We start from the raw sequence: 26,347 nt of genomic DNA on the forward strand, positions 1-26,347 counted from the left end.
GGCGCAGAAATTGCCCGTCCGTTCACCCCGCCGGGGCCGGGCGTCAGCTCAGGCCGAGGTGGTGAGGGGAACGGTCGTGGCGCGGCGGGCCCGGACGGCGGCGGCCAGCACGTCGAGGACCTCCTCGGTGGTGTCCCAGCCGAGGCAGGCGTCGGTCACGGAGCGGCCGTACACCAGCTCCCGGGTGGGGTCGAGGTCCTGGCGGCCGGGGAGCAGGAAGCTCTCCAGCATGATGCCGACGATGCCGCGCTGGCCGGCGGCGAGCTGGGCCGCCACGTCGGCGGCGACCAGCGGCTGGCGGCGGTGGTCCTTTCCGCTGTTGGCGTGGCTCGCGTCGACCACCACCCGCTCCGGCAGGCCCGCCGCCCGCAGCAGCTTTAGCGCCCCGGCCACCGAGGCCGCGTCGTAGTTCGGCCCGTCGTTGCCGCCGCGCAGCACCAGGTGCCCGTCGGCGTTGCCCCGGGTGTGCATGATCGCCGGGGTGCCGGAGACGGCGATGCCGGGGAAGACGTGCGGGACGCCGGCGGCCCGGATCGCGTCCACGGCGGTGCCGATGCTGCCGTCGGGGCGGTTCTTCATGCCGATCGGCATGGACAGGCCGGAGGCGAGCTGCCGGTGCACCTGGCTCTCCACCGTGCGGGCGCCGATCGCACCCCAGGCCACCGTGTCGGCGATGTACTGCGGGGTGATCGGGTCGAGGAACTCGCAGCCCACCGGCAGGCCCAGCCGCAGCACGTCCAGCAGCAGCGCCCGCGCCGTGCGCAGCCCGGTGTTCACGTCGCCGGAGCCGTCCAGCCCCGGATCGTTGATCAGGCCCTTCCAGCCGACCGTCGAGCGCGGCTTCTCGAAGTACACCCGCATGACGATCAGCAGGTCGTCGGCGACCCGGTCGGCGGCGGACCGCAGCCGGGCCGCGTAGTCGAGGGCGGCGGCCGGGTCGTGCACCGAGCACGGGCCGACCACCACGAGCAGCCGGTCGTCGACGTGGTCGAGCACCCGACCGACCGCGCTCCGGCCGTCGAGGACGGCCTCGGTGAGCGTGGCGTCCAGGGGGAGGTGGTGGTGCAGCAGGGCCGGGGTGGTCAACGGTACGACGTGATCGATCCGCTGGTCGATGACGCGTCGGCTCTCCGGGGTGGTCACGGTGGGGTTCCTTCCGCCGACCGTGCCCCCGGGGCCGGTGCCCGAGGTCGAGCCGGCTGCTCATAAGCAAAAAGACAGGAACTCAAGTTCCTGTCCGGCCGGCTCGAAGAGAAGTGACGTCAAATCATGGTGAAGTCACCGGCTCCTCCAGCCGGCTGCCTAAACCATCGATACGACCATGTCACGCTGAGCAGTCTACCCGACGCGACGGGAAAGGCTGACCCGATCGTCCGTGGCCCGTTCCGCCGAGCGGCCCGTGGGGTACAGGGGTCGGTATGAGTCACGATCACAGCGACGCCGACCGGATCGAGTCCCGCGCCCACCTGCTGCCCGAGGAGGCGGCGGCCGGCAGCGACGACCCCCAGGCCCAGGCCGAGGCCATCCTCGCCGAATCCGACATGCGGGAGGGCGACCAGCGGGCCGCCCCCGACGCCGTGCTGGAGCAGCGCACCTCCGACGAGACGGTCACCACCATCGAGCCGCCGGACTGAGCCGCCGGCCCGACGGGGTGACCGCGCGCTGGTGGCTGTCGGCCCGAAGTCGGGGTCAGGACACGGGGGACGCGCCGCGCGCCCGGCGGGACCCCCGGTAGCTGGCGTCCCGCAAGCGGGCCAGCGGCCCCACCGCCCGCAGCTCGGCGGGCAGGTTGCCGACCGGGTCGAAGGCCAGCGCGGCGTCCTCCCGGGCGTCGCGCCGACCGATGGTGACCTGCCCGAACGGCCGCCACCGCCCGACGGCGGACGCGACCGCGAGCACCAACCACGGGGCGTCCGCCGTCGCCTCGGCCACCTCGGCCAGGCTGCGGCCCAGGTCGGGCGAGCCGGGTGCGGCCAGCGCCGCGAACCACAGCCGCCGGTGGCCCGTCCGGTACGACATGATCGAGCTGTACGTTCCCGCGAAGCGCCGCCGGGGCAGCGGCAGGTGACGCAGCAGCGGTGCCGCCGCGCTGGAGCTGACCAGCAGGTCGAAGGGACGTTCCCCGTCCCCCCGGTGCAGGCGCACCGCCAACCCGAGCACATCCGGCCAACTCGCCGGGGTCGGCATGCCCTTGGAGAACCGGACCGTCGCCGGGAACCGGCCCGGGGAGTCCAGCAGGGCAACTCCCGTCGGCGGACCCGGCGTACCCCAGATCGTCACCCCGCCGGCGAAGGTGCGGCCGGCGGGGTGCAGCAGCCGCGCGCCGCGCAGCCGGGCCAGGGCGGCGGACGCCCGCTCGACGAGGACGGGCGCGGCGGCGATGGCGTAGCGGTGGCGGGCGGGCATGCCCCTGCGATACCCCGCCCGCGACCGTCGATGCCCGGTCGACGCCTCCGGCCGGTCCGGGTCGACGCCCCCGGACCGGCCCTGGCGCGTGTGGGCCGGCCCGGGGTGGCCACAGCCGTCCGGGCCCGGGTCGCCGCGCCGACCCGGGGGTCACCGGTGCGACCCCTCGATCGGATAGCGTCGGAGCATGCCCGACAGCGGTTACCCCTGGCCGATCGAAACGACCCGACTGGACAACGGCCTGCGCGTGGTGGTGAGCGAGGACCGCAGCGCACCCGCGGTCGCGGTGAACCTCTGGTACGACGTGGGCTCCCGGCACGAACCGGACGGGCAGACCGGTTTCGCCCACCTCTTCGAGCACCTGATGTTCGAGGGCTCGGTGAACGTGGCGAAGACCGAGCACATGAAGCTCGTCCAGGGCGCCGGCGGTTCCCTGAACGCCACCACCAACCCGGACCGGACCAACTACTTCGAGACCGTCCCGGCCGAGCACCTGGAGCTGGTGCTCTGGCTGGAGGCCGACCGGATGGGCGGCCTGGTGCCCGCGCTGACCCAGGAGACCCTGGACAACCAGCGGGACGTGGTCAAGAACGAGCGCCGCCAGCGCTACGAGAACGTCCCGTACGGCGACGCCTGGCTGCGACTGCTGCCGCTGCTCTATCCGCCGGGCCACCCGTACCACCACTCGACGATCGGGTCGATGGCCGACCTGAACGCCGCCGACCTGGCCACCTTCCAGGACTTCCACCGCACGTACTACGCGCCGAACAACGCGGTGCTGACCGTGGTCGGCGACGCCACTGCGGCCGAGGTGTTCGCACTGGCCGACAAGTACTTCGGCGCTATACCGGCCCGGGAGTCGATCCCGGCCGCGCCGGACGGCCGGCAGGTGGCCGCCACCGGTGCGCCGGTGACCGACACGGTCATCGCCGCAGTGCCCGCCCCCCGGGTCTTCGTCGCCCACCGCACCCACCCCTTCGGCAGCCCGGAGTACGACGTGCTCACCGTCCTCGCCACCGTGCTGGGCAGCGGGCGGGGCAGCCGGCTCTACCAGCGGCTCGCCGACGGCGAACGGATCGCCCAACCGGACCTGGTGGGCGGGTACGGGGTGGACCTCGCGCACGCCCCCGCCCCGCTGATCGTCACCGCCACCGCCCGTCCGGGGGTGACCGGCGAGCGACTGGCCGCCGGGGTCGCCGAGGTGGTCGACGAGCTGTCCACCGTGCCGGTGACCGCGTCCGAGCTGGACCGGGCCAAGGCGTTGCTGAGCACCGGTTGGTGGCGGCAGATGTCCACCGTCGATGGTCGTGCCGACGCCCTCGGCCGGTACACCACCCAGTTCGGCGACCCGAGGAAGGCCGCCGACCGGCTGCCCTCCTGGCTCTCGGTGACCGCTGACCAGATCGCCGAGCTGGCCGCCGAGGTGCTGGGCGCCGCCGACCGGGTGACCCTGACCTACCTGCCCGAGGAGACCTCATGAGCCTGATCGCAGACCGGCCGGGGCCGGGGTTGGCCCGGCCGTACCGGTTCCCGTCAGTGGTGCGCCGCAGCGTGGCCGGCGGCCAGGTCGTCGCCGCGCACCTGCCCGGGCAGAACCTGGCCGTGGCGCTGCTGCTGCTCGACGCCGGCGCCGGCCGGGAGCCGGTCGGCAAGGAGGGGCTCGGCGCGGTGCTGGCCAAGGCCCTGGAGGAGGGCACCGCGCAGCGGGACGCCACCGCGTACGCGCTCGCCGTGGAGGGGCTCGGCACCGAGCTGGTGATCGGGCTGGACTGGGACTCGTTCCAGGTCAGCGTGCAGGTGCCGGTGGGCCGGCTGGGCGCCGCCGTGGAGCTGCTCGCCGAGGCCGTCCGCACGCCCCGGCTCGACCCCGACGACGTGCGGCGGGTCCGCGACGACGAGGCGACCGCGCTGCGGATGGACTGGGCGAACCCGGGCCCCCGGGCCGACGCGGCCCTGCGGGCCGACCTGTTCGGCGCGGAGAACCGGTGGGGCCGGCCGATGTACGGCGACCCGGACTCGGTGGCGGGCCTGGACGCCGAGGACGTCACGGTCTTCCACTCCGAGTGGTTCCTCCGCCCCGGCACCCTGATCGTCGCCGGGGACCTGGATCGGCTCGACCTGGAGGCGCTCGGCTCGGCGGCGTTCGCCGGCACCGGCGGTGGCCCCGTCGACCGGGGCGGCCCGATCGACGTGCCGCTGCGCGCCGGACGGCGGATCATCCTGGTCGACCGGCCCGGGTCGGTGCAGTCCACGCTGCGGCTGGGCCACCCGTCCCCGCACCGGGCGCACCCCGACCACGTGCCGATGACGCTGGCCGGCACCGTGCTCGGCGGGGCGTTCACCTCCCGGCTGAACCACCTGATCCGGGAGGTACGCGGCTACACGTACGGCATCCGGGGGGAGTTCGCCACGTCCCGCCGGTTCGGCCGGTTCGCGGTCAGCTCCGGGGTGCAGACGGCGGTGACCGCGCCGGCCCTGGTGGAGGCGGTCGGGGAGATCATCCGTACCCAGGTCACCGGGGTGACCGCCGACGAGCTGGCGGTGGCCCGGTCCTGGCGGGCCGGTCAGCTCTCGGTCGAGCTGCAGAGCCCCCGGGCGATCACGTCGGCGCTGACCACCCTGGTCGTGCACGACCTGCCGGACGACTACCACGCCCGGCTGCGCGAGTCGCTGCTCGCCGCCGACATCGACCAGGTCTCGGCCGCCGCCGCGACCCACCTCCACCCGGAGTCGCTGACCCTCGTGGTCGAGGGCGACGCCGCGCTGATTCGCGACGAGCTGACGGCCACCGGCCTCGGCGAGATCGTCGACGGCCGCCCCTGAGCGCGCCCGGCCCGGCCCCTCGCCGGGGCCGGGCCGGTGTGATTCCCGTCGCGTACGGATGGCCGGGGCCCGCCGGCCGCGAAGCGGGGATGTTCCGGCCGGGGGCCGGCGTCGCCTCGGATCTTCCGGGCTGACGCCCCGTGGCGGGGACGTCGTTGCGGTTGCGGGGCCGGCCGGGTGGGGTGGGCCACCGCCGTGGTGGGCCCCGGCGGTGGGAAAGCATTCCCGGGCGGGGCGCCGACCTGGGTAGCCTCGCGGGCATGAGGATCGGCATTGTGGGGGCCACCGGCCAGGTCGGTGGCGTGATGCGGCAGGTGCTGGCGGAGCGTGAGTTCCCGGCGGAGCAGGTGCGGTTGTTCGCCTCCGCCCGGTCGGCGGGGCGCGCCCTGCCGTGGCGCGGCGGCGAGGTGACGGTCGAGGACGCGGCCACCGCCGACTACTCCGGGCTGGACATCGTGCTCTTCTCCGCCGGCAAGGGCACCGCGAAGGAGCTGGCCTCCCGCGTGGCCGAGGCGGGCGCGGTCGTGATCGACAACTCGTCGGCGTTCCGGACGGATCCGGACGTACCGCTGGTGGTCGCCGAGGTCAACCCGCACGCCGCCGCGAACCGCCCGAAGGGCATCATCGCCAACCCGAACTGCACCACCATGGCCGCGATGCCGGTGCTGCGCCCGCTGCACGCCGAGGCGGAGTTGGTCGCCCTGGTGGTCTCGACGTACCAGGCGGTCTCCGGGGCCGGCCTGGCCGGCGTCGCCGAGCTGGACGAGCAGGTCCGCAAGGTCGCCGAGCAGGCTGCGGGGCTGGCCTTCGACGGCGCGGCCGTGGAGTTCCCGGCACCCAGGGTGTTCGCCCGGCCCATCGCGTTCAACGTGCTTCCGCTCGCCGGTTCGATCGTCGACGACGGCTCCGAGGAGACCGACGAGGAGCAGAAGCTGCGCAACGAGACCCGCAAGATCCTGGAGATCCCCGGGCTGAGGGTCTCCGGCACCTGCGTGCGGGTCCCCGTCTTCACCGGCCACTCGCTCCAGATCAATGCCCGGTTCGCCCGGCCGGTCACCCCGCAGCGGGCCCGTGAGCTGCTCGACGGCGCGCCCGGGGTGGCCCTGGCCGACGTGCCGACCCCGCTGCTGGCCGCCGGCCAGGACCCGACGTACGTGGGTCGGATCCGCGCCGACGAGACGGTGGAGCACGGCCTGGCCCTGTTCTGCGCCAACGACAACCTGCGCAAGGGCGCCGCGCTGAACGCCGTGCAGATCGCCGAGCTGGTCGCCGCCGAGCTGCGCTGACCCCTCGGGCGGGCGAGCGGCGTTGGTCTTCGTCGCCGCGCGAGCGGCGCTGCGCCGGGGCCGGCCGGGCAGTGTCGCGTCGCCCGGCGGCCCCCCGCGTCGGGTTGGATGGACATGCCCGACCGATTCGACGTGGAGGCCGACATGGTGGACGAGAAGACCCAGCGCGCTCTGACCGAACTCATCGCCGGCCGTTGGCTGGGCGTGCTGGCGACCATCCGGCGGGACGGGCGGCCGCAGCTGTCGAACGTGGTGTACGGCTTCGACCGGGAGGCCGCGCTGATCCGGGTCTCGGTGACCGACGGCCGGGCGAAGACCGTCAACCTGCGCCGGGACCCCCGGGCCAGCTTCCACGTCAGCAGCGAGGACGGCTGGGCGTACGCGGTGGCCGAGGCGCGTGCCGAGCTGACCCCGGTGGCCGACCGCCCGGACGCCCCGACCGTCGAGGAGCTGGTCGGGCTCTATCGCACCGTGCAGGGTGAGCACCCCGACTGGGATGACTTCCGCCGCGCCATGGTCGCGGAACGCCGGCTGGTGCTGCGCCTGCACGTCGAACGGGTCTACGGCGCGCCGCCGCGCGGCTGACCGCCCCACTGTCGGGTGCCCGTGTTACCCCTCGGGGTGGGCGGGTAGACGGCGGTGCCGACACCGAAAGGGGAGCACCATGACAACGGTCGGAGAGTTCATGACGACCCGGTTGGTGACGATGGACGGCAACGAGACGCTCAGCGCCGCGGCCCGGGAGATGCGCGAGGGAGCCATCGGCGACGTAGTGGTCACCGATGGCGACGATGTGGTCGGCATCGTCACGGATCGGGACATCACGGTCCGGGGGGCGGCTGACGAGATGAACCCCAGCACCACCCGGCTCAAGGAGATCACCAGCCGGGACGTGATCACCGTGAGCCAGCACGACGACGTGGTGGCCGCCGCCGACCTGATGCGCACGTACGCCGTACGTCGGCTGCCGGTGATCGAGGACGGCCGCCTGATCGGCCTGATCTCCATGGGCGACCTCGCGGTCGAGCGGGAGCCGCAGTCGGTGCTGGCAGACATCAGCGCCGACGACCCCAACAACTGACCGTCCGCCGCGGCGTGCCGGCCCTCCGGTCCCGGGGGGCCGGCGTCGTGGCGTGCGGTCGCGTCGAAGATTCTGGGGGTCCGGGCACGCTCCGGTCGCCGAACCGACCGGAGCGTGCCCGGATGTCAGAAGGCGCCGGGCCGCTCACCCGATCCGGGCGGGGTTGACCCCGCACCGGACGGGGACCCTCCGTACGTCGAAGGCGGATCGACGGTAGGAGAGGCCCGATGCTGGACGCGACCACCCGGTTTTTCGAGGACCTGGATCGGCGGGGGTACGAACCGCTGCTGGACAAGGTCTCCGGCACCATCCGCTTCGAGCTGCGGGAGGGGGCGCAGACCACCCACTGGCTGCTGACGATCAACTGCGGAAAGCTGGCGGTGAGCCAGGAGGACCGCCCGGCCGACACGGTTGTCGTGACCAATCCCGCGCTCTTCGAGGAGCTCGCCGCGGGCCGGGAGCAGGGGCTGGCGGCCCTGCTGCGGGGGGACATGACGGCGAGCGGCGACATCCGGCTGGTGGTGCAGGTCGAGCGGCTCTTCCCGGGCCCGCCGACCAGTCAGGGGCCGCGTCGGCTCGCCCAGCGGGAGCGCCGGCTCTTCCAGAGGGAGGTGCGCTGATGGCGCAGGGCAACACGATCCGGATCCTGGACGGCAGCACCTTCGTCGTCTCCGAGGACACCGGCGACATCGAGGCGACGACGAGCGAGCCGACCGGCATGTTCTCCCTCGACACGCGGTTCCTGTCGCGCTGGGTGTTGACGGTCAACGGCGAGCGGCTCAACGCCCTGTCCTACGACGACCTCCAGTACTACGAGGCGCGGTTCTTCCTGGTGCCCGGGGTGGCGACGCACTACATCGACGCGAAGCTGTCGATCATCCGCGAGCGGACGGTCGGCGGCAGTTTCCATGAGCAGGTGACCATCCTCAACCACGACGAGAAGGCCGTGGACCTGGAGATCCGGATGGACGCCGGTGCGGACTTCGCGGACCTGTTCCAGGTCAAGGACGAGATCGTGAACAAGAAGGGCGAGTTGTACGCCGAGGCGGAGCCGGACCGGCTCCGGCTGGGCTACCGGCGGGGCAACTTCCAACGGGAAACGGTGATCTCCTCGTCGCAGACCGCCCGGTACGACCGCAACGGGTTCGCGTACAGCATCCACCTGGAGCCGAACGAGCAGTGGCGCACCGAGATCGACGTGGAGACAGCCGCGCTCAGTCAAACCGGGCGGGACCTGCGGATGGGCGCGCGGCCGCACGGCACCGAGCGGCCCGCCCTCGCGCAGGACCTGGAGGAGTGGATCGCCGCCGCGCCCAAGGTGAGCTGCGAGTGCCAGCACCTGGCCCGGACGTACCAGCGCAGCCTGGTCGACCTCGCGGCGCTGCGCTTCTCGCCGCTCTCCCTCGGCGGGCAGAGCCTGCCCGCTGCCGGGCTGCCGTGGTTCATGACCATGTTCGGCCGGGACAGCATCCTGACCTGCCTACAGGCGATGCCGTTCGCCCCGGGCCTGGCCCGGACCACGCTGCGGTTGCTCGCCTCGTTGCAGGGCACCCGGTTCGACGACTTCCGGGACGAGGACCCGGGGCGGATCCTGCACGAGATGCGCTACGGGGAGACGGCCGCGTTCGAGGAGCAGCCACACTCGCCCTACTACGGCTCGGTGGACGCGACGCCGCTGTTCCTGGTGCTGCTCGACGAGTACGAGCGGTGGAGCGGCGACGTGGCGCTGGTGCGGGAGTTGGAGCGGGAGTGCCGGGCGGCGCTGAAGTGGATCGACGAGTACGCCGATCTGGCCGGCAACGGCTACATCTGGTACGAGCGGCGCAACACCGACACCGGCCTGGAGAACCAGTGCTGGAAAGACTCCTGGGACTCCATCTCGTACCGCGACGGGCGGCTGCCGGGCTTCCCCCGGGCCACCTGCGAGGTGCAGGGGTACGCGTACGACGCGAAGGTCCGGGCGGCCCGGATGGCGCGGGAGTTCTGGGACGACCCGGCCTACGCCGACCGGTTGGAGCGGGAGGCGGCGCAGCTCAAGGAGCGGTTCAACCGGGAGTGGTGGGTGGAGGACGGGGAGTTCTACGCCCTCGCCATGGACCCGGACGGCCGGCAGGCGGACGTGCTCAGCTCGAACATCGGTCACCTGCTCTGGAGCGGCATCGTCGACGACGACCGGGCCGAGCGGATCGCCGCACACCTGGTCGGGCCGCGGCTCTTCTCCGGCTGGGGGGTGCGGACGCTGGCCGAGGGGGAGGTTCGGTACAACCCGATCGGTTACCACAACGGCACGGTCTGGCCGTTCGACAACTCGTTCATCGCGTGGGGGCTGCGCCGGTACGGCTTCGCGGAGGAGGCGGCCACGATCGCCGACGGGATCCTTGCCGCCGCCCGCTACTTCGACGGGCGGTTGCCCGAGGCGTTCGGCGGGTACCAGCGTGCGCTGACCAAGTTCCCGGTGGAGTACCCGACGGCGTGCAGCCCGCAGGCCTGGTCGACCGGCACCCCGATGCTGTTGTTGCGCACCATGCTGGGCATCGAGCCGCACGAGGGGCACCTGTCGGTCGATCCGCGCTTGCCGGTCGGCATGGGCCGGATCGAGGTGCTGGACATCCCGGGCCGCTGGGGCCGGGTCGACGCCTTCGCCCGAGGCCGCCTGGAGCTGAACAAACTCGCCTCCTAACCCGCCCAGGGGGTGGAGAGGGGTGGGGACAGGATGGTGTTGAGGAAGGTTGCCGTGGAGGCGTGGACGTCGGGGCGGGCCAGGTCGAGGGAGTGGCCGCCGTGGGTGAGCCAGGCGTGTACCGGGTGCCCGGCGGCCAGCAGCGCGGCGACCAGTCCGACCGACTGCTGCGGCGGCACGGCGGCGTCGGCCGTTCCGTGTACCAGCATCACCGGCACCCGGTTGCCGACGTGGGTGGCGACGGTGGCGTCGAGGGTGGCCGGGTCGTCCGGGGCGGGCCGGTGGCCGAGCAGGTCGGCCCACGGGTCGTCGCCGCCGCGTAGCCGTCGCCACTCCGTACCCAGTGGGTCCACCGGCGACCAGTACGCCAGCACGCCGGCTACGTCGTCGGGCCGGTTCACCCCGCGCAGGGCGAGGTGCAGGGCGAGCGTGCCGCCGGCCGAGTCGCCCCCCACCAGCAGCGGCAGGCCGTCCGCCTGGGCCAGGGCGGCCCGCGCCGCCGCTCGTACGTCGTCGAGCTGCGCCGGCCAGCGAGCCTCGGCGACGAACCGGTAGGTGGCCGGCAGCACCCGTAGCCCGTGCCGGGCCAGGGCCGCGCCGTCCTCGCTCGACCGGGCCCGCCAACCGCCGCCGTGGATCCAGAGCAGCACTCCACGTTCCGTCATCGCATCATCTTGCGGTCGCCGCGCCGTGGGGCACCAGGGCACTCCGCTGAAGGCAGAGGCGCTTGACAGCCGACCTCGACATCGGCGGCGGTCGGTGACGGGTTCGCCAGGTGGGCCGGTCGACCGGTCGGGCCGTCGGTCGTGGTCCGCCCCGGAGGGCGGCGTGCTGCCTAGCATGACACCATCGCCGGCAGGGTAAAATCACCGGATGCCGGAACTCGTGTACCCGCCCGTCATTGCCGCCATCAAGACGATGTTCCGGGTCCTCGACCTGCGCCTGACCGTGGAGGGCAAGCACCACGTGCCGCGCACCGGTGGCGCGGTCATGGCCAGCAATCACCTGAGCTACCTCGACTTCATCTTCTGCGGGTTCGGGGCGCAGGAGTCCCGCCGGCTGGTCCGGTTCATGGCCAAGCACGAGGTGTTCGCCCACAAGGTCTCCGGCCCGCTGATGCGTGGTATGAAGCACATCCCGGTGAACCGGCGGGCCGGCGCGGCCTCGTACAACGCGGCGGTGGAGGTGCTGCGCCGCGGCGAGGTCGTCGGCGTCTTCCCCGAGGCCACGGTCAGCCGATCGCTCGTGGTGAAGGACCTCAAGAACGGGGCGGCCCGGATGGCGCAGGACGCCGGTGTGCCGCTGCTGCCGGTCGCGCTCTGGGGCACCCAGCGGCTCTGGATGAAGGGCCACCCGAAGAACCTCACCCGCCGGCACACCCCAATCACCATCCTGGTGGGCGAGCCGATGGACCCGGCGGCCTACCCGGACGCGGGCACGATGACCGCCGAGCTGAAGACCCGGCTGACCGCCATGGTCGACCGGGCGCAGCAGGAGTACCCGGACAAGCCGGCCGGCCCCGACGACGCCTGGTGGCAGCCGGCGCACCTCGGCGGCACCGCGCCGACGCCCGAGCAGGCGGCTGAGCTGGACCGGCCTGTCCGGCGTAACCCCGTCGCCTGAACGCCGCTGCCGGTTCAATCCGGTCGAGCCGGGGCGGGGCGGGCGGTAGGGTCCCGACCCGGTGGGGTGTGGCCGGGTGGCCGTTGTCACAGGGGTTCGGGTAGGAAGTCTCCGGTCGACACCGGCCCCTCCGGGGCGGCATCCGCGCGTCTGCTGCGTACGTATCGTTCGATGGCTGTCTTGACGTCGGTGCTTTTAAGCTCCGCCGCAATTCTGGCCGCCTCGGGTAGGCTGCCGATCTGTGGCCGTCGGAATCACTGAGCGTCAGCTTGAAGCCATCGCAGAAACATTGGAGCTGACCCAGCAACTCGGGGTCGAAGTATGGCTTCGTGGTGGCTGGGCGATGGACTTCTTCCTCGGTGAGATCACCCGCGATCATGTAGACGTGGACTGGTTCGCCTGGAGCCACGAAGCGGCGAGGCTGGCAGCCGCGCTCACGGATCGCGGTTACACGCTGCTGGCGGATCCGCCACATGACCAGCAACTCGACCTGGTCAGGGCCGACGTGGAGCTCAGCTTCGCGCTGCTTGCCCGAGACAAGCAGGAGCGAGTCGTCGTTGCAGGTGGCCCATGGGCTGGTGAACCTTGGCCAGACGGCATGCTCGACGGCGGCCTGGGACAGCTCGGCGGGCTTCGCTGTCCAATTATCGAGCCAGGGGCTCAGATCGAGATCAAGCAGATGATGCCGGTGTGGGTGCCCGGCCGGCCCCGACGGGCCAAGGATGCCGCCGACATCGCCCGCCTTGCAGCGGCTCTGAGTCGTCCTCGATGAGAATGCCAGGGAGCCGGAACGGGCAAAAAGGCCGCATATATGTCGAAACAATGGCCGTGAGGTTCAATCGCTAGAGACAATAGTGGCCCCGTTCGAACTGTGGCGGTGGTGTCGGGGTGCTCTATGCTGGGAAAAAAGTTCCGGCTGGGAAGCGGGAGTCTCGATGGCTATCCCCGATCCGCCACAACCCGACGATATGTACAAAGCGGTCCTGGAGACCATATTTGGTCCGGACAGCTGGGTGCTATATGTCTTTGTGTTCGCATTTTGGATCCTGGCCTGGTACCAGTGGATGAAGTCCATGCACGTCGGGGCGCGGAGTGCGTACACGAGAGTGTCGGGAATTCCTGCGGCTGCTCGGGTCGGGGCAGCTTTCTGGGCCTTCGTCACCCCGATCGTGCAGGCCGCCTACCTGGCGCTGAGCTACTTCATCGGTTCGCATCTGAACAAGTCGGTGAGCGAGAGCGAAGGCCCGGGTGACGTCGACGTTGCCACCTGGTTCGCTCCGCCGGCGGACCCACTCCGGGACTGGGTCTTCTGGTTCTGGTTCGTCGTTGCCGTGTTGCTTGTTGTCTCCGGCTGGCTGAGCCCGCTCAGCTTCGACGGTGACGCGACGCCCTTTCACCCGGTGGCCTGGTTCATGTTCTGCTGTGGAGGGGTTGCCACCCTGGTCCTCTTCGCCGCCAACAGGCAGCTGGGGTGGCTGTCGCTGATCTACGTACTGTTGGCGGTTTTCTCGCTCTACCTGCCGCGCTCCTGCGTGAAGTCCTGGCGGAGTGGCAGGGGGATGCATTGACCGTGACGAAGGCGGGGCAGCGGGCGTGCAGGCCGAAGAGCCAGTCTCTGGGTACGGAATCGTCCGGCCCCCCGACGTTCCCGAGTCAGCGGCCGAATTCCTCATGCGGCGGGGCAGCGGGCACCAGGCTCAGGGAGGACGAGATCGATGAGATATCTGTCGACCGCGCCGATGGTGCAAGCGGTTCGCTGATATGAACCGTGCCCCCAACCCTCGTAGGTGAGTAGCCGGCCGTGCTTCCCGAGCTGCGTGGAGACGTTCGTGGCCCACTCGTATCCGGTGCGTGGATCGTGCAGCGCGTTGAGCAGCAGCAGCCGTGCGTTACCCACCACGTGGAGTCTGTGCGGGCGGTTGCGCACCGGCGTCGGCCAGCTGAGGCAGGTCTGCACGGCAATCAGTCCGGCGCCGTACCGCACGTCCGGCGCGGCGGATGCGGCCAGGCGTACGAGTGCGGCGTATTCGTCGTAGTCATACACGGGCACGGGCCAGTCCGCGCAGAAGACGGCGGTGGCCACCGGAAGGCTTCTCGGCGCCGGGGCGACACCGTCGTTCAGCCGCTTGATCACCTGCGCGAGGCCCGTCCAGTTGGGTACGTGGAGCGTGCCGAGCGGGAGCGCGGCGATGTCGAACGCGGTGCTCGGCGCGTACTCGCCTCCGTCGGCGCGGACGAGAACGTCGGCCCAGATCGCCCGCACATCGGTTCCGTGCAATACGCAGTCGGGCGAGCGGTCACACCACGCCACGAACTCGTCGAACGAGTCCTGCAACGCCGCCGCCTGTGACCGGACAAACGATGGCACGTCGAGGCTGTGGTCGAAGACGCCTTCCAAGACGATCGCCCGGACGCGGTGCGGAAACCGCTCCGCGTACTGCTGGCCGAGTAGCGTTCCGTATGAGCTGCCATGGAAGGTCAGCCGTGACTCGCCGAGCGCCCGCCTGAGCGCGTCGAGGTCATAGGCGGCACTCAGTGTGTCGGCGTAGTCGAAAACCGGGCTGGTCGGGCGACAGTTCGCCCACAGCGCCTGGTTGTAGGCGACCGTAGCGTCGAAGTCGGCCTGGCTGCCCAGCAGCAGCGGTGGCTTGGGCACAGTGGGACTCGGCGAACACCGCGGCGCGGCACTTCGACCGACCCCCCGCGGGTCGAAACTGACGATGTCGAAGCTGTCGAGAAGTTCATCACTGAACCGGTCTCCCCTCCGGACCCGCTCCACGCCGGAATCGCCCGGCCCTCCTGGGCCGAACACCAGCGAACCCACCCGCTTCGCCTGGTCGCGGGCCGGACGACGTGCCACCGCCAGGTCAAATGTGGTGCCGTGCGGCCTGGACCGATCCACCGGCAGCCTCAGCGCCGCACATTGCACCACCGGATCCACTGGGACACCCGGGATGTCGTCGGCACATTGCCCCCACGCCAACGTCGTTCTTCGATGGTCCGCCCCTGACGCAGCCGGCGGCGTGCCGGCGACGAGCGTTCCGGTCAAGATCAGGGCGAGGGTAGCGGCAAGACCGCGGCATGTCACAGCAGCTCTCCAAGTGGTCGCAATGATCACGTAGCTTGCCCATTGTGGAGGCGTATCGCGCTGGCAAACTATCGGGGCAGACCCGGAGCTAGCCCTGATCTCCCGGACGCCTTTGCATCAGACGATCTGCCGGGAGGTTGGACGAATTCGGGCATCATACCTACCGCGATAAGGGGCGCCGAATCGGGCGGTCTTAGGTAGGGCCGGCTATTGGACGCCGGGTACCAGCCGGGATGGTAGGTGATGCGGCGACGCCGCGCTGTGGACGGTAGGCGCGGTGAACGCAAGGATGGAGGCGGCTGCGAGGGGGCCTGCGCCGATCCCGTCGAGAAGCGACAGCCGTCGGAGGAAGGTAACGGGAGGGATTGCCATGGATTCACGTTCGATACAGGTCTGGCACACGATGGTCAGTGCCAACTAGTGCCTGTTCGGGTTCCACGATCCGACCTGCGAGGAGTCGGAGAGCTTCGCTACGGCGATCTCCGCTGCGAGCCGGGAGGTGGTCGGCTGGGCGGCGAACGCGGTGATGGTGGACGTGGCAACCGACCTGGTCCGCATCGACGTGCAGATCGAGGTGTTCGACGAGGCACCGGCTGTGGACGATTCGGCTGATCTTCTGCGGGACGGGCAGTTGGAGGTGCCCGGTGGGTTGATCAGTGTGCTGTATTCGGTCGACGAGTTGTTCCAGCGCGGCGTGGATCTTCCGGCTGGCCCCGGCACGTACGGGGTGCGGGTGTGTGGCTATGGCCGCATTGGGGCCCGGCAGCTACGGGAAGAAGGCGAAAACCCGGGTGGTCGGGCTGATACCGACGCCATCGTGGAAGCCTTGGCGGGAGTGGAGCGTTACCGGATCTGTCTCTGGCAGGTGTCGGCCGAGCCGCGCTGGGAGTACGACGACGAAGACGAGAGCCCTGGTCGAGCGCACCCGCCGGCCGGGTGAACTGGCTGATCTTTATGTGGTCATCGGCCAAAGTGCTTCCCTGATGGCCTCCACCGCCTTCGATCTCGGGCACTGGAACGAGTCGGCAGCGCTGGCCAGGGCATCGACGCAGTATCCCGACCTGGCCGGACACGCGTCATTGAAGGCATGGACCTACGGCCTGCAAATGACTCTCGCCAACTGGCGCAACGAGCCCGATTCCGCGCTGAGCTACTTCGCTCGCGCCATGGCGAGCGGCACCGGAGGGAGAGCCGAGACGGAGGCTCCGCTATATCGCTTCCCGTTCTCACGCTCTGCTTGCCGATTCCGCGTCGGTCGCTGCCGTCTTGGAAGCAGCCCAGCGAGACAGAGAATCAGCCGCGGAGCGACCCGATGAACTCGCCATCTCTACCGGTGGGGAGTTCGCATTCGGCGAAGCGCGGGCTGCGGCATGCGCTGCGGCGGCTTGGCTTGACCTGCGCAACGGTGAGTAGGCCGCGAGGTACGCCCGGGAGGCGTTGCAGGTGTACGAGGCGATGCCGTCGCCCAGGGGCCGTATTCGCAGATCAACGGGACGCAGATCGTGGCCGCTTCTCACCTCCACATGCGAGACAAGGATGGTGCGGCCGAAGCGCTGCGTACCGTCTTGGACCTGTCGCCGCAGAAGCGCAACGTCTCGCTGACGGGGCGGCTGTCGCGGATCGAGCGCCTGCTCAGCGAGTCGCCGTGGGACCGCCACGCGGACGTGCGGCGTCGATCGCGGCCGAGACGATCGCGTGGCCTACGAACCAGGTTCCGCCGAGCGCTAGTAAACGCATGAAGCCATTATGCAGAGCAGGGCCGATCGCCGATCGGAGGAGGGTGCAGTAGTCGGTTGCTCACAAGATTGAGTCAAGAGCAGCGGGCCAGTAGCAAGAGCGGCGCTGGCCCGCTGCGTCCGACCGTTGCTCTACAGGACGCTGTAGATCGTGGATGCTTCCGACGGGGGTGCATCAGGAGTCTGGGATGGCGATGACAAGGACCCCATAGTGGTCGGTATGTGAGCCACCCGTCGCGCGCTAAATGTAAATTGCTATTGGAATCACTTTGAAAGAAGTTCCATCGATCCGTGATGGAAAGTTTAGATCAAGGTATTCCTCAATCCTCTGACCCTCGGTCGTGGGGTTGTGTGGGTCCTCGATTTTCTGCTTGGCTATCTCCCTAAGTGCGTTGGTTGCGAAATCGACTGCTTGAGGCTGGATTCGATCCAGTAACTTGTTTCGTGCTAGGACTGGAACGTCTACTTCGGGCGGAGTGCTCACCTTCCCGAGGACGGTGAAGTGGCCATCTAGCATGCGGTCCGCATCTTCGACAAGAAAGCTTCGGGTGTCGCATACAACCGCCGCCGTTGCAGTGCTCGCGCCGCTGATGGAGCCGTAATACTCACGAGTGAAAACGCTGCGGAAGTCAACTCTAATGGCGTCTGCGAGTGCGCGCATAAGGTCTGCTTCTGCTTCGGGTCGGGTCTGATACTCCAGAATTGCACCCTGCCGTTCCTCGTCGGTGTCGGCGTCAATGATCGATGGCCGAATCTGGCTCCTTCGATACCAGGTCGTTATGGCCCCGACAAGGCTTGGGTTGAGAACATCTAGAAGTGCGATCAGCTCATCTGGCCTAAAGGAAGCCTGAAATTCGACGAAGTCTCCGATTTTCAATGCATTAACTTCCGCGTCGGTAGACGCTTCCTTGAGGAGCCTGCTGTGGCGCAGTTCGTGCCTAACTTCATGAAGGTAGGAAGCTGACGTGTACTTGTAGTTGCGTGTTGCCTTCTGGCTGGCTGCGGCTTCTGACGCGAATCCATCATTTCCGGTTAACTTTGCGCTGGCCTTGATGCCGCCGACGCCGGGTATCTTGACATCGGCTCCGATGTCGCCACCGCCGGTCTGGCCAGTGCTCGTTTTTTGGGTGTTCTGGTGGTCGTCTGCTAGAGACGCATCGGTAATCAAGCCCTTGCCAAATTGCTGTAGGAGGCCTTCGACGTACAAAGCATCCTGGTAGATCGAAATCGTCGGGCTTCCGCCCGCTACAGCTGCCGAAGTCATGCTCCGTAGGCTATCGTCCCGTCGCACTCATCAGCCCCACCGGCTATCGTCACGGACCTTGTCAGCGTCCCAGACCGCCTCACCCAGCAACCGCTGCATCGCATGCGGGGAGGCGTCCCCAGCCTGCTCGGCAAGCTGCCAACACGACCGCGTGTCCACATCCGACAGCAAGCCGAGCAGGAACAACCTTGCCTGCCGCCGCGGCTCCACCCGCGAGAACCGGCCCGCGATCCACGCGACCCCGGTGTCGAACTCCGCCAACCATCCCTGACGTCTACGCTGTGCCCAGCAGCCGCCGCACGATCTTCATCTGTCCTCACAAACAGTGCATGATCAACCGGCGGCAGTCTCCATACCCGCAGACACGCCGACCAGCCCCAACCCAACCGGGCTCATCGCCAGCCATCTACGTAACGAACCCGGCTGCCGTACTAACAGGGATATCTGTCGAGTTCTTATCGCGAGGGTGCGCAACGATCGCCCGGCGACCTCGGACGACGCTTACCAAGCCCTCCGCTGTGAGCAGCGCCACGGCCCGGTGAGCGGTTCCGACCGAAACACCATGCCCCGAAGCCAGCTCGGTAACTGCTGGGAGCTGGTCGCCGGGCCGCAGCCGACCGGCGGTGATCTGCTCGCGCAGCTCGGCGGCGATCCTCTGATACGGACTGCTTGCCATCGTGCGCTGGTTTCAGTGGTTGCTCTAGCCGCAGAAACGGCTTCCCTGGCACGCCTGACTTTCCTTGATGCCCCGTATTTCGCACCATGAATAGCTCCATGTTTGGCCTGGTTGACGGGTTCGGGGTTGTCGAGGTGTAGTAAACGCTTTGTAAAGCCGGCCGTTCGGAAAGGGCTGGCTATCGGCTGCTTGGTGTTGGCTGGATGTCCGCGATGCTGGGTGCCGATGTCGGCTGCCTGCCGGACTGGGTGGTGAGAACTTTGTGTACGTCTTCGACGCGGCCCTGAGCAACCGCACGCGGCGGCCCGTGCCGCGGCCAGTGCGAGGGCCTGAGCTCCGCTGCCGCTCCGACCACGCAGGACGCCCGGCGGCTGGCGGGGAGGGTGGGTTGCTGGTTACCGCGCCTCTGGGGGGCGCTCCGGCTCCAGGTGCTGGGGATCCGCCTGCGGGTTGCGGTCCGTGGGTAGTTGCGGTGGGAAGCCATCTCGCCCGCCCGCTGTCGACCCGGGCGAGCCGAGCGGGCCGCCGCCCGACCCGCGAGCGTCCGCAGGGGCGTCAGCGCCGTCTTGATGTGGCGGGCCGGGCGGCGGCCCGCTCACCAGGAGGGCGGGTCGGCGGCAGACGGGATGGAGCGTCGGCTTGCGGCTCTGTGGACAATGTCTCTATGAGTCCACTTAGGAGACGTGCAGCCGGAGTTATCGGGCAGTTCAGTCGGCCCAGTCGTCATCACGCCCTTGACTATCGCTGGCGCTGCTTCTGGGCAACTGTGGACGACAGCGGACCCCCGGTGAGCGACGGACGGGGTCGCCACATACGTGGAAGTAGCTAGTAGCTCGCGTCGCCCTTCCTGTTGATGCCTCATCCCTGGATTGGATATCGTGGAACTCCGAATGGAATCATCAGACATCTTGGCGATTGCAGCGATAATAGCTGCGCTATTGTCTGCGATCTACAGCTATCGTTTGTCGAGGAGGGCTCATGACACCTCTATCTATTACGGCGTTATTGGTCTTTTTAGGGAGCTGGATAAGACATTCATAGAGCATCCCGAAGTCCGGCCTTATTTCTATGAGGGAAAGCCTGTTGATGTCGATGACCCAAATCTTCAAAGAGTCCGAGCTGTGGCGGAATTAGTCCTAGATACGTTTGAGTGGATCTGGTATCGGCGGAAGGAATTGAACGCGGAAGCCGAAGAGGGCTGGATGGCATACATTTTTGACACCTTTTATTCTAGTCAAGCGCTGCAGGAACATTACGTAAGATTTCCGTCTTGGTATCCAGGGATCAGGCGCCTGATCGCTGATCATGCGATTGCCCAAGAAGACGGAACGGTCGATTCAGGCAGTGTAAGCGTCCTTTGAATGTCGCGCACGAGGCTGGTTTAATGGTGAGCGAAGGAGGTTCCGTCGAGGGGGGCGGCGAACAGCTGACGGATCTTGCAAGCATCCTTCCCTGCCAAGGGAGCGGAGGGAGGTTGATGACTTGGAGCACCTTCTCGAACACCGGAGAGAGCATGAGTGACTGGCTGAGTGACGATCGGGGGATGCGCGGCTGCATCCGTGGAAAGTGATGGACGCAAGCATCGGGGTGTGGAACAGAACAATGCAGGCTGATTCATTCTGATCGTTGCCTGAGGTCAAGGAGTCGAACCTGGCGAGTAGGTGATCGCAGCCAGGCGGCGGCCGGGGCGCTGGTCTAAATAGCGAGAATGGCAGAAACCCTGCCTGGTCGGGGTTTCTGCCATTGCGGCCATTTAGGCCAGAGGCTTACGCGGGTCTGCGGCCTGCCGTCGCGGGTAGGGCGTGGACGGTGCCGGTGGGCTGGTGTACGTCCGGGTGGACAAGGAAAGCGGTGACGGGGCCGTCCGGGTTCGGTGCGGGCTGGAGGGTCGAGTTGGCGCAGGTACCCGTGGATTTCCAGCAGGGATAGCGCTGACCCGAGGTCGGCGGCAGTGGGGATTTGGCTACGTGAGGTGATCCGGTGACGAGCCTGGCTCGACCAGGGCGACACAACGAAGATCCTGCCGCCGGTCGCATCCATCCGATAATCCCGAGGCCGTACCAGGGACGCTCACGATTGAGTTGCCGAACGGAACACGAGGCCGCTGGATCGAGGTGGGTGAGGTAGTGCCGCTTGCCAGCTCGGGCTCGACGCCCGCGTAGACCCTCACGCGGAGTGATCCGCTGGGGAGCTTCATGATCTCGCCGCGTTGCCGCTTGACGCCTGCCACGGGGCGGACAGTAGCTCGATGGCTCCACGAATAGCTCCACGGGAGCCGTCCGGCTGAGAGAAAGTGCTGTGCGCCCGGCAGGATTCGAACCTGCGGCCTTGGGATTAGAAGTCCCCTGCTCTATCCGCTGAGCTACGGGCGCGCAACTGGCAGATTATGCCACCTGTCAAGATCCAGGGTGTACGTCAGGGTGTACCCGGCGGATGGAACAGCCGGCGACCCATACGCTGAGTAGCCTCCCTGGCGAGCTTCGACGCCACATGCGTGTATCCCTCCGTCACCTTGATCGTCGAGTGGCCCAGCAGTTCCTGCACCACCCGCATGTCGACGCCCTGGGCGAGCAGCAGCGTCGCTGCCGTGTGCCGGCCGTCGTGCACCCGTGCATCCCGCACCCCCGCAAGGGCCAGCACGGCTTTCCAATCTCGCCAGTCCCGAGCCGGATCGATTGGCTCGCCTAGCGGGTCCGCGAACACGAAGCCGTGCGCGGCGTACGCCGATTCCGCCATCATCCGTTCCAAACCCTGCACCTCGCTGTGCGCGTGCAGAGCGGCGACCAACTCGGGCGGGATCGGAATGGTTCGCTTGCCCTTGCCCTTGGGTTCCTTCAGGATCAGCCCGCCGCCGACGTGGATCTCGCCTGACCGCAGCGGCAGCCGGCGGGCCGTGCAATTGCCGCCCCGCTTGCGCCCGCACGGCCACGGCGCCCGCTCGGCGCAGCCGTGCTCGTGCGACCGTCGGTGCAACTGCCACCAGACCCTCGCCACCGCGCCGACGTCGGCCGAGTCGCACCCTCGGCACCGCCGCCGCCCGGCCGACCACCAGTCGGTCAGCTTGACGGTCGCGCCGCACTCGTCGCACTCCATCAGTAGGTACGGCCAGCGCAGCCCGAGGGCCTCGCCCTGGCGGGTGCCGAGCGCCAGGGCGACCGACCACCGCGCGGAGTTCCGGCGCCGCTCAGCCGCCGCCAGCACCGCCCGGGCATCGTCCTCGGTGAGCGGCGTCATCTCCTTGCGCTTCGCGGTCGGAGGGTCCACGTCGACCAGGACGTTGCGGGGCACGACGCGACGCCGGGCGGCGATCTTCCAGGCCCGGGCCAGGATGCGGTGCACCTGGAGCACGGTCGCGTCGGCGAGGCCCTTGCGGCGCATCGCGGCGTAGACGGCGTCGATGTTGTCGGCCACCACGCGATCCATGCGCAGCGCGCCGATGACCGGCAGGACGTGATTGACGACCTTGCTGCGGTACCCCTGGACGGTCGTGGGGTCGATGGTGCCCGGCGCGATGGTGGCGAGGTAGGTGTCGAGCAGCCAGGACTGGACGGTGGGGCCTCGGCCGGCGCGGGGGACAGCTCCGGCTCGCTTCTGCTCCAGCAGCTCATCGACCCGGTCTTCCACCTCGGTGGCGGTCTTGCGCTTGACATGCCGTTGGTCGGGGCGGCCGTTGGGCTTCGTGCCGACGACGACCCAGGCGTGGTAGAGGCCGTCGCTGCCCGTCGTGATCGGCGGGTACCTGCGGCGGGCCATCAGGATCGGCCTCTGTCGGCACGCTCGGCGAGCAGTATCAGCATCTCGCGGAGTACGAGCTTGTCGCCGTCGGGCACGGCAGGGTCGGCGAGGGCGCGAAGGATGCGGCGGATCTCCGGCGGTATCGGTGGCTCCGGGGACGGGTTGTCCCGAGCGGTCGGGTTGAAGCCGAGAGCGATCGCCGCGTCGGTGACGTCGAGCCCGAGTCCGTTGCAGAACTGACGGACCTTGTCCATCTCGGGTAGCTCGCGCCCTTCGGCCCGACGCCACCGGTGAAAGGTGCTGGGGCTGACGCCGGTGGCGCGGGCGATGTCCTTGTCGGTCATGCCGCGTGCGCGTGCGTCACGGAGCGCCCGGGCGACGAGGCGGGCGAAGCGTGCGCGGGCGACGTCGGGGTCTGGTGCGGGGAGTGCTGCGGCCACAAGGTCAGTGTGGGTGCGATTCACGGGTCTGTTGTCGCGTGGACGGTAGTGCTGCCGAGGTCGGCAGCGTCGGGTGCCGGGACCGGTGGGCCAGATAATTCGATCCGATGCGCTTACCGCACTGTTCCGCATGGTCTACAGAGTATGCAAAGGGTTACCGCTCAGAATCAGCCGAACGGCTGATGCTGTGCCGTGCATGGCACCGGTGTACCGTAGTGCCATGCGTGACAGTGCGGACAATGCCACACAGAGCAGTGAGCCGCTCGCCTACGACCTCGCCGAGGCCGCCCGCCTGCTCTCCCTGGGCAAGCGGAAGGTCGAGTACATGGTCAAGAGCGGCGAGCTGCGCTCCATCAAGATCGGGCGCTCGCGGCGGGTGCCGCGCGAGGTGCTCCTGGAGTACATCGAGCAGCAGAAGCAGCCGGCGTGAGCTGGCTCAAACCGAAGCCGACGTCCCCGCCGACGCCTCGCCCGTCGAAACCGCCGCCGCAGCCGAAGCCGGCGAAGCCGCCCAAGCCGCCGAAGAGGCGGGGGGCCAGGTGACGGTGACCGACATGGCCCCTGGCGCCGCCTGAGACACCGGCCCCTGGTCGGCCCGGACGGCGGGCCGATCCTGCCGGCCGGACAGCAAGACGCGGGCCACCTGGCAAGAGGCGACCCGCGCGTACCGACCTCACCAGAAGGAGACAGGTCGATGAACGAGAACCCTACCAACCGCGAGGCCGTCGAGAAGCTGACCATCGGCCAGCACATCAGCGACAACCTCGGCGTGCACGAACTGATGCACCGCCTGCCCTACAGCAACGCCGACGGCACCCCCATGTACGCCCTGACCCTCCGGCCGCTCGGCAAGGGCGACCCGTGGGTGTCCCGGCAGCCAGAGGGCGCGGAGGTGCTGCTCGCCTCCGACGACGAGGTCCGCGACGAGGTCCACGCCGCCGTAGGCCAGGGCGCGCTCGCCGCCCGGACCCTGCTCGACTCCGACGAGGTCGCCCGCCTCCGGGCCGACTGCGACCGGTACCGGCACCTCGCCCTCACCGACCCGCTCACCGGCGCGCTCAACCGCCACGGGCTCGTCGAGCACTGGCCCACCGTCAACCCCAGAACCAGCCTCGGCGTGATCGACCTCGACCGGTTCAAAAAGGTCAACGACGTCCACGGCCACGCCGCCGGCGACGCCGTGCTCAGGCAGGTCGCCCAGCAGCTCGCTACCCACGGCACGGTCGCCCGCCTCGGCGGAGACGAGCTGGCCGTCATCACCGGCCCCGCCACCCTGCTGGTCCCGGTGTGGCAGGTGGTCCTGCCCGGCGGTCGGACGATCAGGGTCAGCGGCTCGGTCGGCTGGGCGCGCGTCAGCACCGATGTGTGGGAGACGGTGCGCCGCGCCGACGTGGCCATGTACCGGGCGAAGCACGGTACATGGCCGGGGCTGCCGACCCGGGGCCGCCGGCGGGTGCGTGACGCCCCGCCTGCCGCCCCGCTCGCCCGCGCGGTGGCCACCGCACTACTCCAGCCCGATCTGCCGCTCACCACCCGCGACGCCTGAGGAGCATGATGCCCGCGACCACTGATCTGCCGCCGCTGGGCGCGGCCCTGTGGGCCCTACGCCCGCCCGCCAACCGGCCGGCGGAACCCGCCCCGTCCGAGGCGTTGACTGCCGGCACCCAGGAACTGCCGGTCGTCTGCCCCGTGCTCTTCGACGCCCTCGACGCGCCGCTGGCGACCCTCGGGGACCTGGCCCCCGCGCTGATCGCCGACGCGCTGACCGCTGAGCAGGCGCTGGCCGACCGGGCCTCGCTTGTCGACCCCCCACCGGCGGCCGAACCGTCCGCCGGTGGGGGGTCGACAGCTGTGCTGCCGCGGGTGCCGGTCGATCCGAACCAGGACAGCGCCGGCGATGGCTAACCAGCCGACGCCGACGCCGGTGCTGTGCCTGGACTGCGACCGGCCGGTGCGCACCGCGGTGTCCCGGGCGCGGCGGATCGGGTCAGGGTGCTGGCGTGCCCGCCGGGCCCTGGCCCGGGCCCGGGCTACTCCGGTCGCCCTGCCCGGCATGTCCGGGCGGGGCGACCCCGCCCAGACCGGCCCGAGCCTGCTCGACAGCGTCGACCCCGTCCAGGAGGTCGACGCGGAGGACAGCGGGGCGACCGAATGACGCGACCCCCTCGACTGTGCCCGGAGTTCGTGCCGGATCCGGACCTCGGACTGGACCACCGCCAGCGGTCGACCTGTCGTACCTGCTGTCGGGTGGGGGAGCCCGGCGACGTCCGGCACACCCCACCCCCGGCCGCTCCGACGCGCCGTCCGCCGTCACCTGAGGTGGTGGCCGCCGGCCTGGCCCGTGACGCCGCGATCCTCGGCGAACGCGACGGAGGGGAGTAATCGAGTGAGTGAGCGCCTGACCGATGCCGAGCTGCGCGCCGCGGCGGCAGCCGCCAGCGAGCCGTTCGTGTTCCGCCCGCTTCGGTCGGCGCGGCCGTGGTGGCGGCCCCGATGGCTGTGGACGGTCATCTCCGCCACCGGGCAGGTAGCGCGCGGCCACACCTGGACTGAGGCAGGCGCCTACCGCCGCGCGGGCCAGCAGGCCCAGCGCACCCGGGGGGCCGTGTGACGCCGACCGGACTATGGCTGGTAGCCACCGCTGCGCTGGGCCGGCCGGTGCCGATCGCCGGCCGCTACCCCCACGTCTGCGGCGTGACCCTCACCGCCACCCGCTCCGGAACCCCCTACCGGTACAGCGGGCGGAACTGCGCGGCCTGCGCCGAGCGGCTCGGGCCTAAGGCGCCGGCGGGTGACCGATGACGAAGGACGAACTGCTCGCCGAGTTGCTGGTGGAGCGGTACGGGCCCCGGCCGCTCCCGCCAGCGGCACCACCACACCCCGTACCGCTGGCACCCGCCGTCCCGGTCGCCCCGCCCGCCCGCCACCGGCACCTGGTGGTGCTCGACGGCGGCCGGTCCACCACCACGGCGGCATGACCGCCCCCAACCCCGCACGACCGATCGGAGACACCCATGGAGATCGCCCTCGACGAGGACCAGGTGGCGCTGCTCGCCGCCGTTGCCGACCACCGCGTCCACTCGGACCCCCGCTTCAGCCGGCCGGACTTCGAACGCCAGCCGGACGGCAACCCCCACCACAACCGCCGCGCGACCGCCCGACTCAGGCCGCTCAAGACGGCGCTACTGGTCGAGCTGGTCGACGAGGCCGACGGCGACGGCGTCCGCCTCTACCGGCTTACCGACCACGGCGAACAGGTCCTCACCGCCGCCCGCGCCCAGGCTGAGCCGACTGCGACCGCCCCGGCCACCTGCTACTGCGAGGACCCCGGCGGTCGCCTCTACGGCCACACCCCGGGCGCCGGCCAGGTCTGCGGGCAGCTCACGGAGACGTAGACGACAGGCATCACCTGCCACGTTCCAGCCCGAGGCGGGGGGGGGCCGGGAAACAGGGGCGGGGCGCCCGAGAACCCGAGACTCCAACAGATATAATTAGATTATTATGGGGTG

General features: G+C 69.6%; 29 protein-coding genes and 1 tRNA gene. 20 read left to right on the forward strand and 10 right to left on the reverse strand.

All coding sequences use genetic code 11. The features are described 5' to 3' along the window. Positions 1–48: 48 nt before the first annotated feature. Positions 49–1,143, reverse strand: a complete 1,095-nt coding sequence (locus SNR22_RS17500) for a 3-deoxy-7-phosphoheptulonate synthase (protein ID WP_320067648.1) — start codon at positions 1,141–1,143, stop codon at positions 49–51. Between the two features lie 275 nt (positions 1,144–1,418). On the opposite strand from SNR22_RS17500, the gene SNR22_RS17505 reads away from it, so the two are divergent. Then, positions 1,419–1,634, forward strand: coding sequence for a hypothetical protein (locus tag SNR22_RS17505; RefSeq protein ID WP_320067649.1), 216 nt, complete (start codon positions 1,419–1,421; stop codon positions 1,632–1,634). 55 nt (positions 1,635–1,689) lie between these two features. Here the strand turns inward: SNR22_RS17505 and SNR22_RS17510 are convergent, their stop codons facing one another. After that, the gene (locus tag SNR22_RS17510) at positions 1,690–2,406 is read right to left on the reverse strand and encodes a phosphodiesterase (protein WP_320067650.1); all 717 of its coding nucleotides are present in this window, start codon (positions 2,404–2,406) and stop codon (positions 1,690–1,692) included. 187 nt (positions 2,407–2,593) lie between these two features. On the opposite strand from SNR22_RS17510, the gene SNR22_RS17515 reads away from it, so the two are divergent. The 7 genes from SNR22_RS17515 to SNR22_RS17545 all read left to right on the forward strand — a co-directional run bounded on the left by SNR22_RS17515 (position 2,594) and on the right by SNR22_RS17545 (position 10,276). After that, positions 2,594–3,886, forward strand: coding sequence for a pitrilysin family protein (locus SNR22_RS17515; protein WP_320067651.1), 1,293 nt, complete (start codon positions 2,594–2,596; stop codon positions 3,884–3,886). After that, positions 3,883–5,229 (forward strand): pitrilysin family protein, encoded by a 1,347-nt coding sequence (locus SNR22_RS17520; protein WP_320067652.1) that lies wholly within the window; start codon positions 3,883–3,885, stop codon positions 5,227–5,229. Before SNR22_RS17515 ends, SNR22_RS17520 begins: the two co-directional genes overlap by 4 nt. 260 nt (positions 5,230–5,489) lie before the next feature. Beyond that, positions 5,490–6,515 carry an aspartate-semialdehyde dehydrogenase gene (locus SNR22_RS17525; protein ID WP_320067653.1) on the forward strand — a complete coding sequence of 342 codons (1,026 nt, stop codon included), beginning with the start codon at positions 5,490–5,492 and terminating at the stop codon, positions 6,513–6,515. A gap of 144 nt (positions 6,516–6,659) precedes the next feature. Beyond that, the gene (locus tag SNR22_RS17530; protein WP_320067694.1) at positions 6,660–7,100 is read left to right on the forward strand and encodes a PPOX class F420-dependent oxidoreductase; all 441 of its coding nucleotides are present in this window, start codon (positions 6,660–6,662) and stop codon (positions 7,098–7,100) included. Positions 7,101–7,179: 79 nt separating this feature from the next. Then, entirely contained in the window at positions 7,180–7,596 is a 417-nt protein-coding gene (locus SNR22_RS17535; protein ID WP_320067654.1) for a CBS domain-containing protein, read from the forward strand. A 227-nt stretch (positions 7,597–7,823) separates the two neighbouring features. Continuing rightward, the gene (locus SNR22_RS17540; protein WP_320067655.1) at positions 7,824–8,216 is read left to right on the forward strand and encodes an SCP2 sterol-binding domain-containing protein; all 393 of its coding nucleotides are present in this window, start codon (positions 7,824–7,826) and stop codon (positions 8,214–8,216) included. Then, entirely contained in the window at positions 8,216–10,276 is a 2,061-nt protein-coding gene (locus SNR22_RS17545; protein ID WP_320067656.1) for a glycogen debranching N-terminal domain-containing protein, read from the forward strand. Before SNR22_RS17540 ends, SNR22_RS17545 begins: the two co-directional genes overlap by 1 nt. Here the strand turns inward: SNR22_RS17545 and SNR22_RS17550 are convergent. Further along, positions 10,273–10,941, reverse strand: coding sequence for an alpha/beta hydrolase (locus SNR22_RS17550; protein WP_320067657.1), 669 nt, complete (start codon positions 10,939–10,941; stop codon positions 10,273–10,275). The two genes, SNR22_RS17545 and SNR22_RS17550, sit on opposite strands and share 4 nt — an antisense overlap. Before the next feature lie 208 nt (positions 10,942–11,149). On the opposite strand from SNR22_RS17550, the gene SNR22_RS17555 reads away from it, so the two are divergent. The 3 genes from SNR22_RS17555 (at position 11,150) to SNR22_RS17565 (ending at position 13,467) form a co-directional block, all read left to right on the forward strand. Next, on the forward strand, positions 11,150–11,899 hold the full coding sequence (locus SNR22_RS17555) for a lysophospholipid acyltransferase family protein (RefSeq protein WP_320067658.1): 750 nt from the start codon (positions 11,150–11,152) through the stop codon (positions 11,897–11,899). 241 nt (positions 11,900–12,140) lie between these two features. After that, on the forward strand, positions 12,141–12,671 hold the full coding sequence (locus tag SNR22_RS17560; protein WP_320067659.1) for a nucleotidyltransferase domain-containing protein: 531 nt from the start codon (positions 12,141–12,143) through the stop codon (positions 12,669–12,671). A 163-nt stretch (positions 12,672–12,834) separates the two neighbouring features. Next, the gene (locus tag SNR22_RS17565; RefSeq protein ID WP_320067660.1) at positions 12,835–13,467 is read left to right on the forward strand and encodes a hypothetical protein; all 633 of its coding nucleotides are present in this window, start codon (positions 12,835–12,837) and stop codon (positions 13,465–13,467) included. 101 nt (positions 13,468–13,568) lie between these two features. On the opposite strand, the gene SNR22_RS17570 is transcribed toward SNR22_RS17565, so the two are convergent. Further along, positions 13,569–14,948 (reverse strand): alpha/beta fold hydrolase, encoded by a 1,380-nt coding sequence (locus SNR22_RS17570; RefSeq protein WP_413775653.1) that lies wholly within the window; start codon positions 14,946–14,948, stop codon positions 13,569–13,571. Between the two features lie 538 nt (positions 14,949–15,486). On the opposite strand from SNR22_RS17570, the gene SNR22_RS17575 reads away from it, so the two are divergent. Continuing rightward, a complete protein-coding gene (locus tag SNR22_RS17575; protein WP_320067661.1) occupies positions 15,487–15,927 on the forward strand; it encodes a hypothetical protein in 441 nt (146 codons plus the stop codon). A gap of 1,037 nt (positions 15,928–16,964) precedes the next feature. Here SNR22_RS17575 and SNR22_RS17580 read toward each other — a convergent pair. The 3 genes from SNR22_RS17580 to SNR22_RS17590 form a co-directional block, all read right to left on the reverse strand. Further along, complete coding sequence (locus SNR22_RS17580; protein ID WP_320067662.1) at positions 16,965–17,987, reverse strand: hypothetical protein; 1,023 nt, start codon at positions 17,985–17,987, stop codon at positions 16,965–16,967. A 30-nt stretch (positions 17,988–18,017) separates the two neighbouring features. Beyond that, positions 18,018–18,248: a transposase gene (locus SNR22_RS17585; protein ID WP_320067663.1), complete on the reverse strand. Its 231-nt coding sequence runs from the start codon at positions 18,246–18,248 to the stop codon at positions 18,018–18,020. A gap of 145 nt (positions 18,249–18,393) precedes the next feature. Further along, positions 18,394–18,663, reverse strand: a complete 270-nt coding sequence (locus SNR22_RS17590; protein WP_320067664.1) for a winged helix-turn-helix domain-containing protein — start codon at positions 18,661–18,663, stop codon at positions 18,394–18,396. Positions 18,664–19,553: 890 nt separating this feature from the next. On the opposite strand from SNR22_RS17590, the gene SNR22_RS17595 reads away from it, so the two are divergent. Next, complete coding sequence (locus SNR22_RS17595) at positions 19,554–20,024, forward strand: hypothetical protein (protein ID WP_320067665.1); 471 nt, start codon at positions 19,554–19,556, stop codon at positions 20,022–20,024. A gap of 938 nt (positions 20,025–20,962) precedes the next feature. Here the strand turns inward: SNR22_RS17595 and SNR22_RS17600 are convergent. From SNR22_RS17600 to SNR22_RS17610, 3 genes are all read right to left on the reverse strand, one after another. Continuing rightward, a tRNA-Arg gene (locus SNR22_RS17600) sits at positions 20,963–21,035 on the reverse strand. Positions 21,036–21,078: 43 nt separating this feature from the next. Further along, complete coding sequence (locus SNR22_RS17605; RefSeq protein ID WP_320067666.1) at positions 21,079–22,416, reverse strand: site-specific integrase; 1,338 nt, start codon at positions 22,414–22,416, stop codon at positions 21,079–21,081. Continuing rightward, positions 22,416–22,970 (reverse strand): helix-turn-helix transcriptional regulator, encoded by a 555-nt coding sequence (locus SNR22_RS17610; RefSeq protein ID WP_320067667.1) that lies wholly within the window; start codon positions 22,968–22,970, stop codon positions 22,416–22,418. The genes SNR22_RS17605 and SNR22_RS17610 overlap by 1 nt, the downstream gene beginning before the upstream one ends. Before the next feature lie 88 nt (positions 22,971–23,058). On the opposite strand from SNR22_RS17610, the gene SNR22_RS17615 reads away from it, so the two are divergent. The 7 genes from SNR22_RS17615 to SNR22_RS17645 all read left to right on the forward strand — a co-directional run bounded on the left by SNR22_RS17615 (position 23,059) and on the right by SNR22_RS17645 (position 26,233). After that, positions 23,059–23,268, forward strand: a complete 210-nt coding sequence (locus tag SNR22_RS17615; protein WP_320067668.1) for a helix-turn-helix domain-containing protein — start codon at positions 23,059–23,061, stop codon at positions 23,266–23,268. Positions 23,269–23,532: 264 nt separating this feature from the next. Further along, entirely contained in the window at positions 23,533–24,384 is an 852-nt protein-coding gene (locus SNR22_RS17620; protein WP_320067669.1) for a GGDEF domain-containing protein, read from the forward strand. Between the two features lie 8 nt (positions 24,385–24,392). Then, positions 24,393–24,743: a hypothetical protein gene (locus tag SNR22_RS17625; RefSeq protein ID WP_320067670.1), complete on the forward strand. Its 351-nt coding sequence runs from the start codon at positions 24,393–24,395 to the stop codon at positions 24,741–24,743. Then, positions 24,736–24,993 carry a hypothetical protein gene (locus tag SNR22_RS17630; RefSeq protein WP_320067671.1) on the forward strand — a complete coding sequence of 86 codons (258 nt, stop codon included), beginning with the start codon at positions 24,736–24,738 and terminating at the stop codon, positions 24,991–24,993. Before SNR22_RS17625 ends, SNR22_RS17630 begins: the two co-directional genes overlap by 8 nt. A gap of 231 nt (positions 24,994–25,224) precedes the next feature. Further along, positions 25,225–25,449: a hypothetical protein gene (locus tag SNR22_RS17635; RefSeq protein ID WP_320067672.1), complete on the forward strand. Its 225-nt coding sequence runs from the start codon at positions 25,225–25,227 to the stop codon at positions 25,447–25,449. Between the two features lie 187 nt (positions 25,450–25,636). After that, positions 25,637–25,816: a hypothetical protein gene (locus SNR22_RS17640; RefSeq protein WP_320067673.1), complete on the forward strand. Its 180-nt coding sequence runs from the start codon at positions 25,637–25,639 to the stop codon at positions 25,814–25,816. A 36-nt stretch (positions 25,817–25,852) separates the two neighbouring features. Then, positions 25,853–26,233, forward strand: coding sequence for a hypothetical protein (locus SNR22_RS17645; RefSeq protein ID WP_320067674.1), 381 nt, complete (start codon positions 25,853–25,855; stop codon positions 26,231–26,233). Positions 26,234–26,347: the final 114 nt, after the last annotated feature.

The organism is Micromonospora sp. RTGN7 (assembly GCF_033804645.1).
GTDB lineage: Bacteria > Actinomycetota > Actinomycetes > Mycobacteriales > Micromonosporaceae > Micromonospora.

Bases quoted from the DNA above. Each gene is read 5' to 3' on its own strand.
- SNR22_RS17505 (WP_320067649.1), top strand. From the start codon at position 1,419: ATGAGTCACGATCACAGCGACGCCGACCGGATCGAGTCCCGCGCCCAC.
- SNR22_RS17510 (WP_320067650.1), bottom strand. From the start codon at position 2,406: ATGCCCGCCCGCCACCGCTACGCCATCGCCGCCGCGCCCGTCCTCGTC.
- SNR22_RS17515 (WP_320067651.1), top strand. From the start codon at position 2,594: ATGCCCGACAGCGGTTACCCCTGGCCGATCGAAACGACCCGACTGGAC.
- SNR22_RS17520 (WP_320067652.1), top strand. From the start codon at position 3,883: ATGAGCCTGATCGCAGACCGGCCGGGGCCGGGGTTGGCCCGGCCGTAC.
- SNR22_RS17525 (WP_320067653.1), top strand. From the start codon at position 5,490: ATGAGGATCGGCATTGTGGGGGCCACCGGCCAGGTCGGTGGCGTGATG.
- SNR22_RS17530 (WP_320067694.1), top strand. From the start codon at position 6,660: ATGGTGGACGAGAAGACCCAGCGCGCTCTGACCGAACTCATCGCCGGC.
- SNR22_RS17535 (WP_320067654.1), top strand. From the start codon at position 7,180: ATGACAACGGTCGGAGAGTTCATGACGACCCGGTTGGTGACGATGGAC.
- SNR22_RS17540 (WP_320067655.1), top strand. From the start codon at position 7,824: ATGCTGGACGCGACCACCCGGTTTTTCGAGGACCTGGATCGGCGGGGG.
- SNR22_RS17545 (WP_320067656.1), top strand. From the start codon at position 8,216: ATGGCGCAGGGCAACACGATCCGGATCCTGGACGGCAGCACCTTCGTC.
- SNR22_RS17550 (WP_320067657.1), bottom strand. From the start codon at position 10,941: ATGACGGAACGTGGAGTGCTGCTCTGGATCCACGGCGGCGGTTGGCGG.
- SNR22_RS17555 (WP_320067658.1), top strand. From the start codon at position 11,150: ATGCCGGAACTCGTGTACCCGCCCGTCATTGCCGCCATCAAGACGATG.
- SNR22_RS17565 (WP_320067660.1), top strand. From the start codon at position 12,835: ATGGCTATCCCCGATCCGCCACAACCCGACGATATGTACAAAGCGGTC.
- SNR22_RS17580 (WP_320067662.1), bottom strand. From the start codon at position 17,987: ATGACTTCGGCAGCTGTAGCGGGCGGAAGCCCGACGATTTCGATCTAC.
- SNR22_RS17590 (WP_320067664.1), bottom strand. From the start codon at position 18,663: ATGGCAAGCAGTCCGTATCAGAGGATCGCCGCCGAGCTGCGCGAGCAG.
- SNR22_RS17595 (WP_320067665.1), top strand. From the start codon at position 19,554: ATGGAATCATCAGACATCTTGGCGATTGCAGCGATAATAGCTGCGCTA.
- SNR22_RS17605 (WP_320067666.1), bottom strand. From the start codon at position 22,416: ATGGCCCGCCGCAGGTACCCGCCGATCACGACGGGCAGCGACGGCCTC.
- SNR22_RS17610 (WP_320067667.1), bottom strand. From the start codon at position 22,970: ATGCGGAACAGTGCGGTAAGCGCATCGGATCGAATTATCTGGCCCACC.
- SNR22_RS17615 (WP_320067668.1), top strand. From the start codon at position 23,059: ATGCGTGACAGTGCGGACAATGCCACACAGAGCAGTGAGCCGCTCGCC.
- SNR22_RS17620 (WP_320067669.1), top strand. From the start codon at position 23,533: ATGAACGAGAACCCTACCAACCGCGAGGCCGTCGAGAAGCTGACCATC.
- SNR22_RS17625 (WP_320067670.1), top strand. From the start codon at position 24,393: ATGCCCGCGACCACTGATCTGCCGCCGCTGGGCGCGGCCCTGTGGGCC.
- SNR22_RS17630 (WP_320067671.1), top strand. From the start codon at position 24,736: ATGGCTAACCAGCCGACGCCGACGCCGGTGCTGTGCCTGGACTGCGAC.
- SNR22_RS17640 (WP_320067673.1), top strand. From the start codon at position 25,637: ATGACGAAGGACGAACTGCTCGCCGAGTTGCTGGTGGAGCGGTACGGG.
- SNR22_RS17645 (WP_320067674.1), top strand. From the start codon at position 25,853: ATGGAGATCGCCCTCGACGAGGACCAGGTGGCGCTGCTCGCCGCCGTT.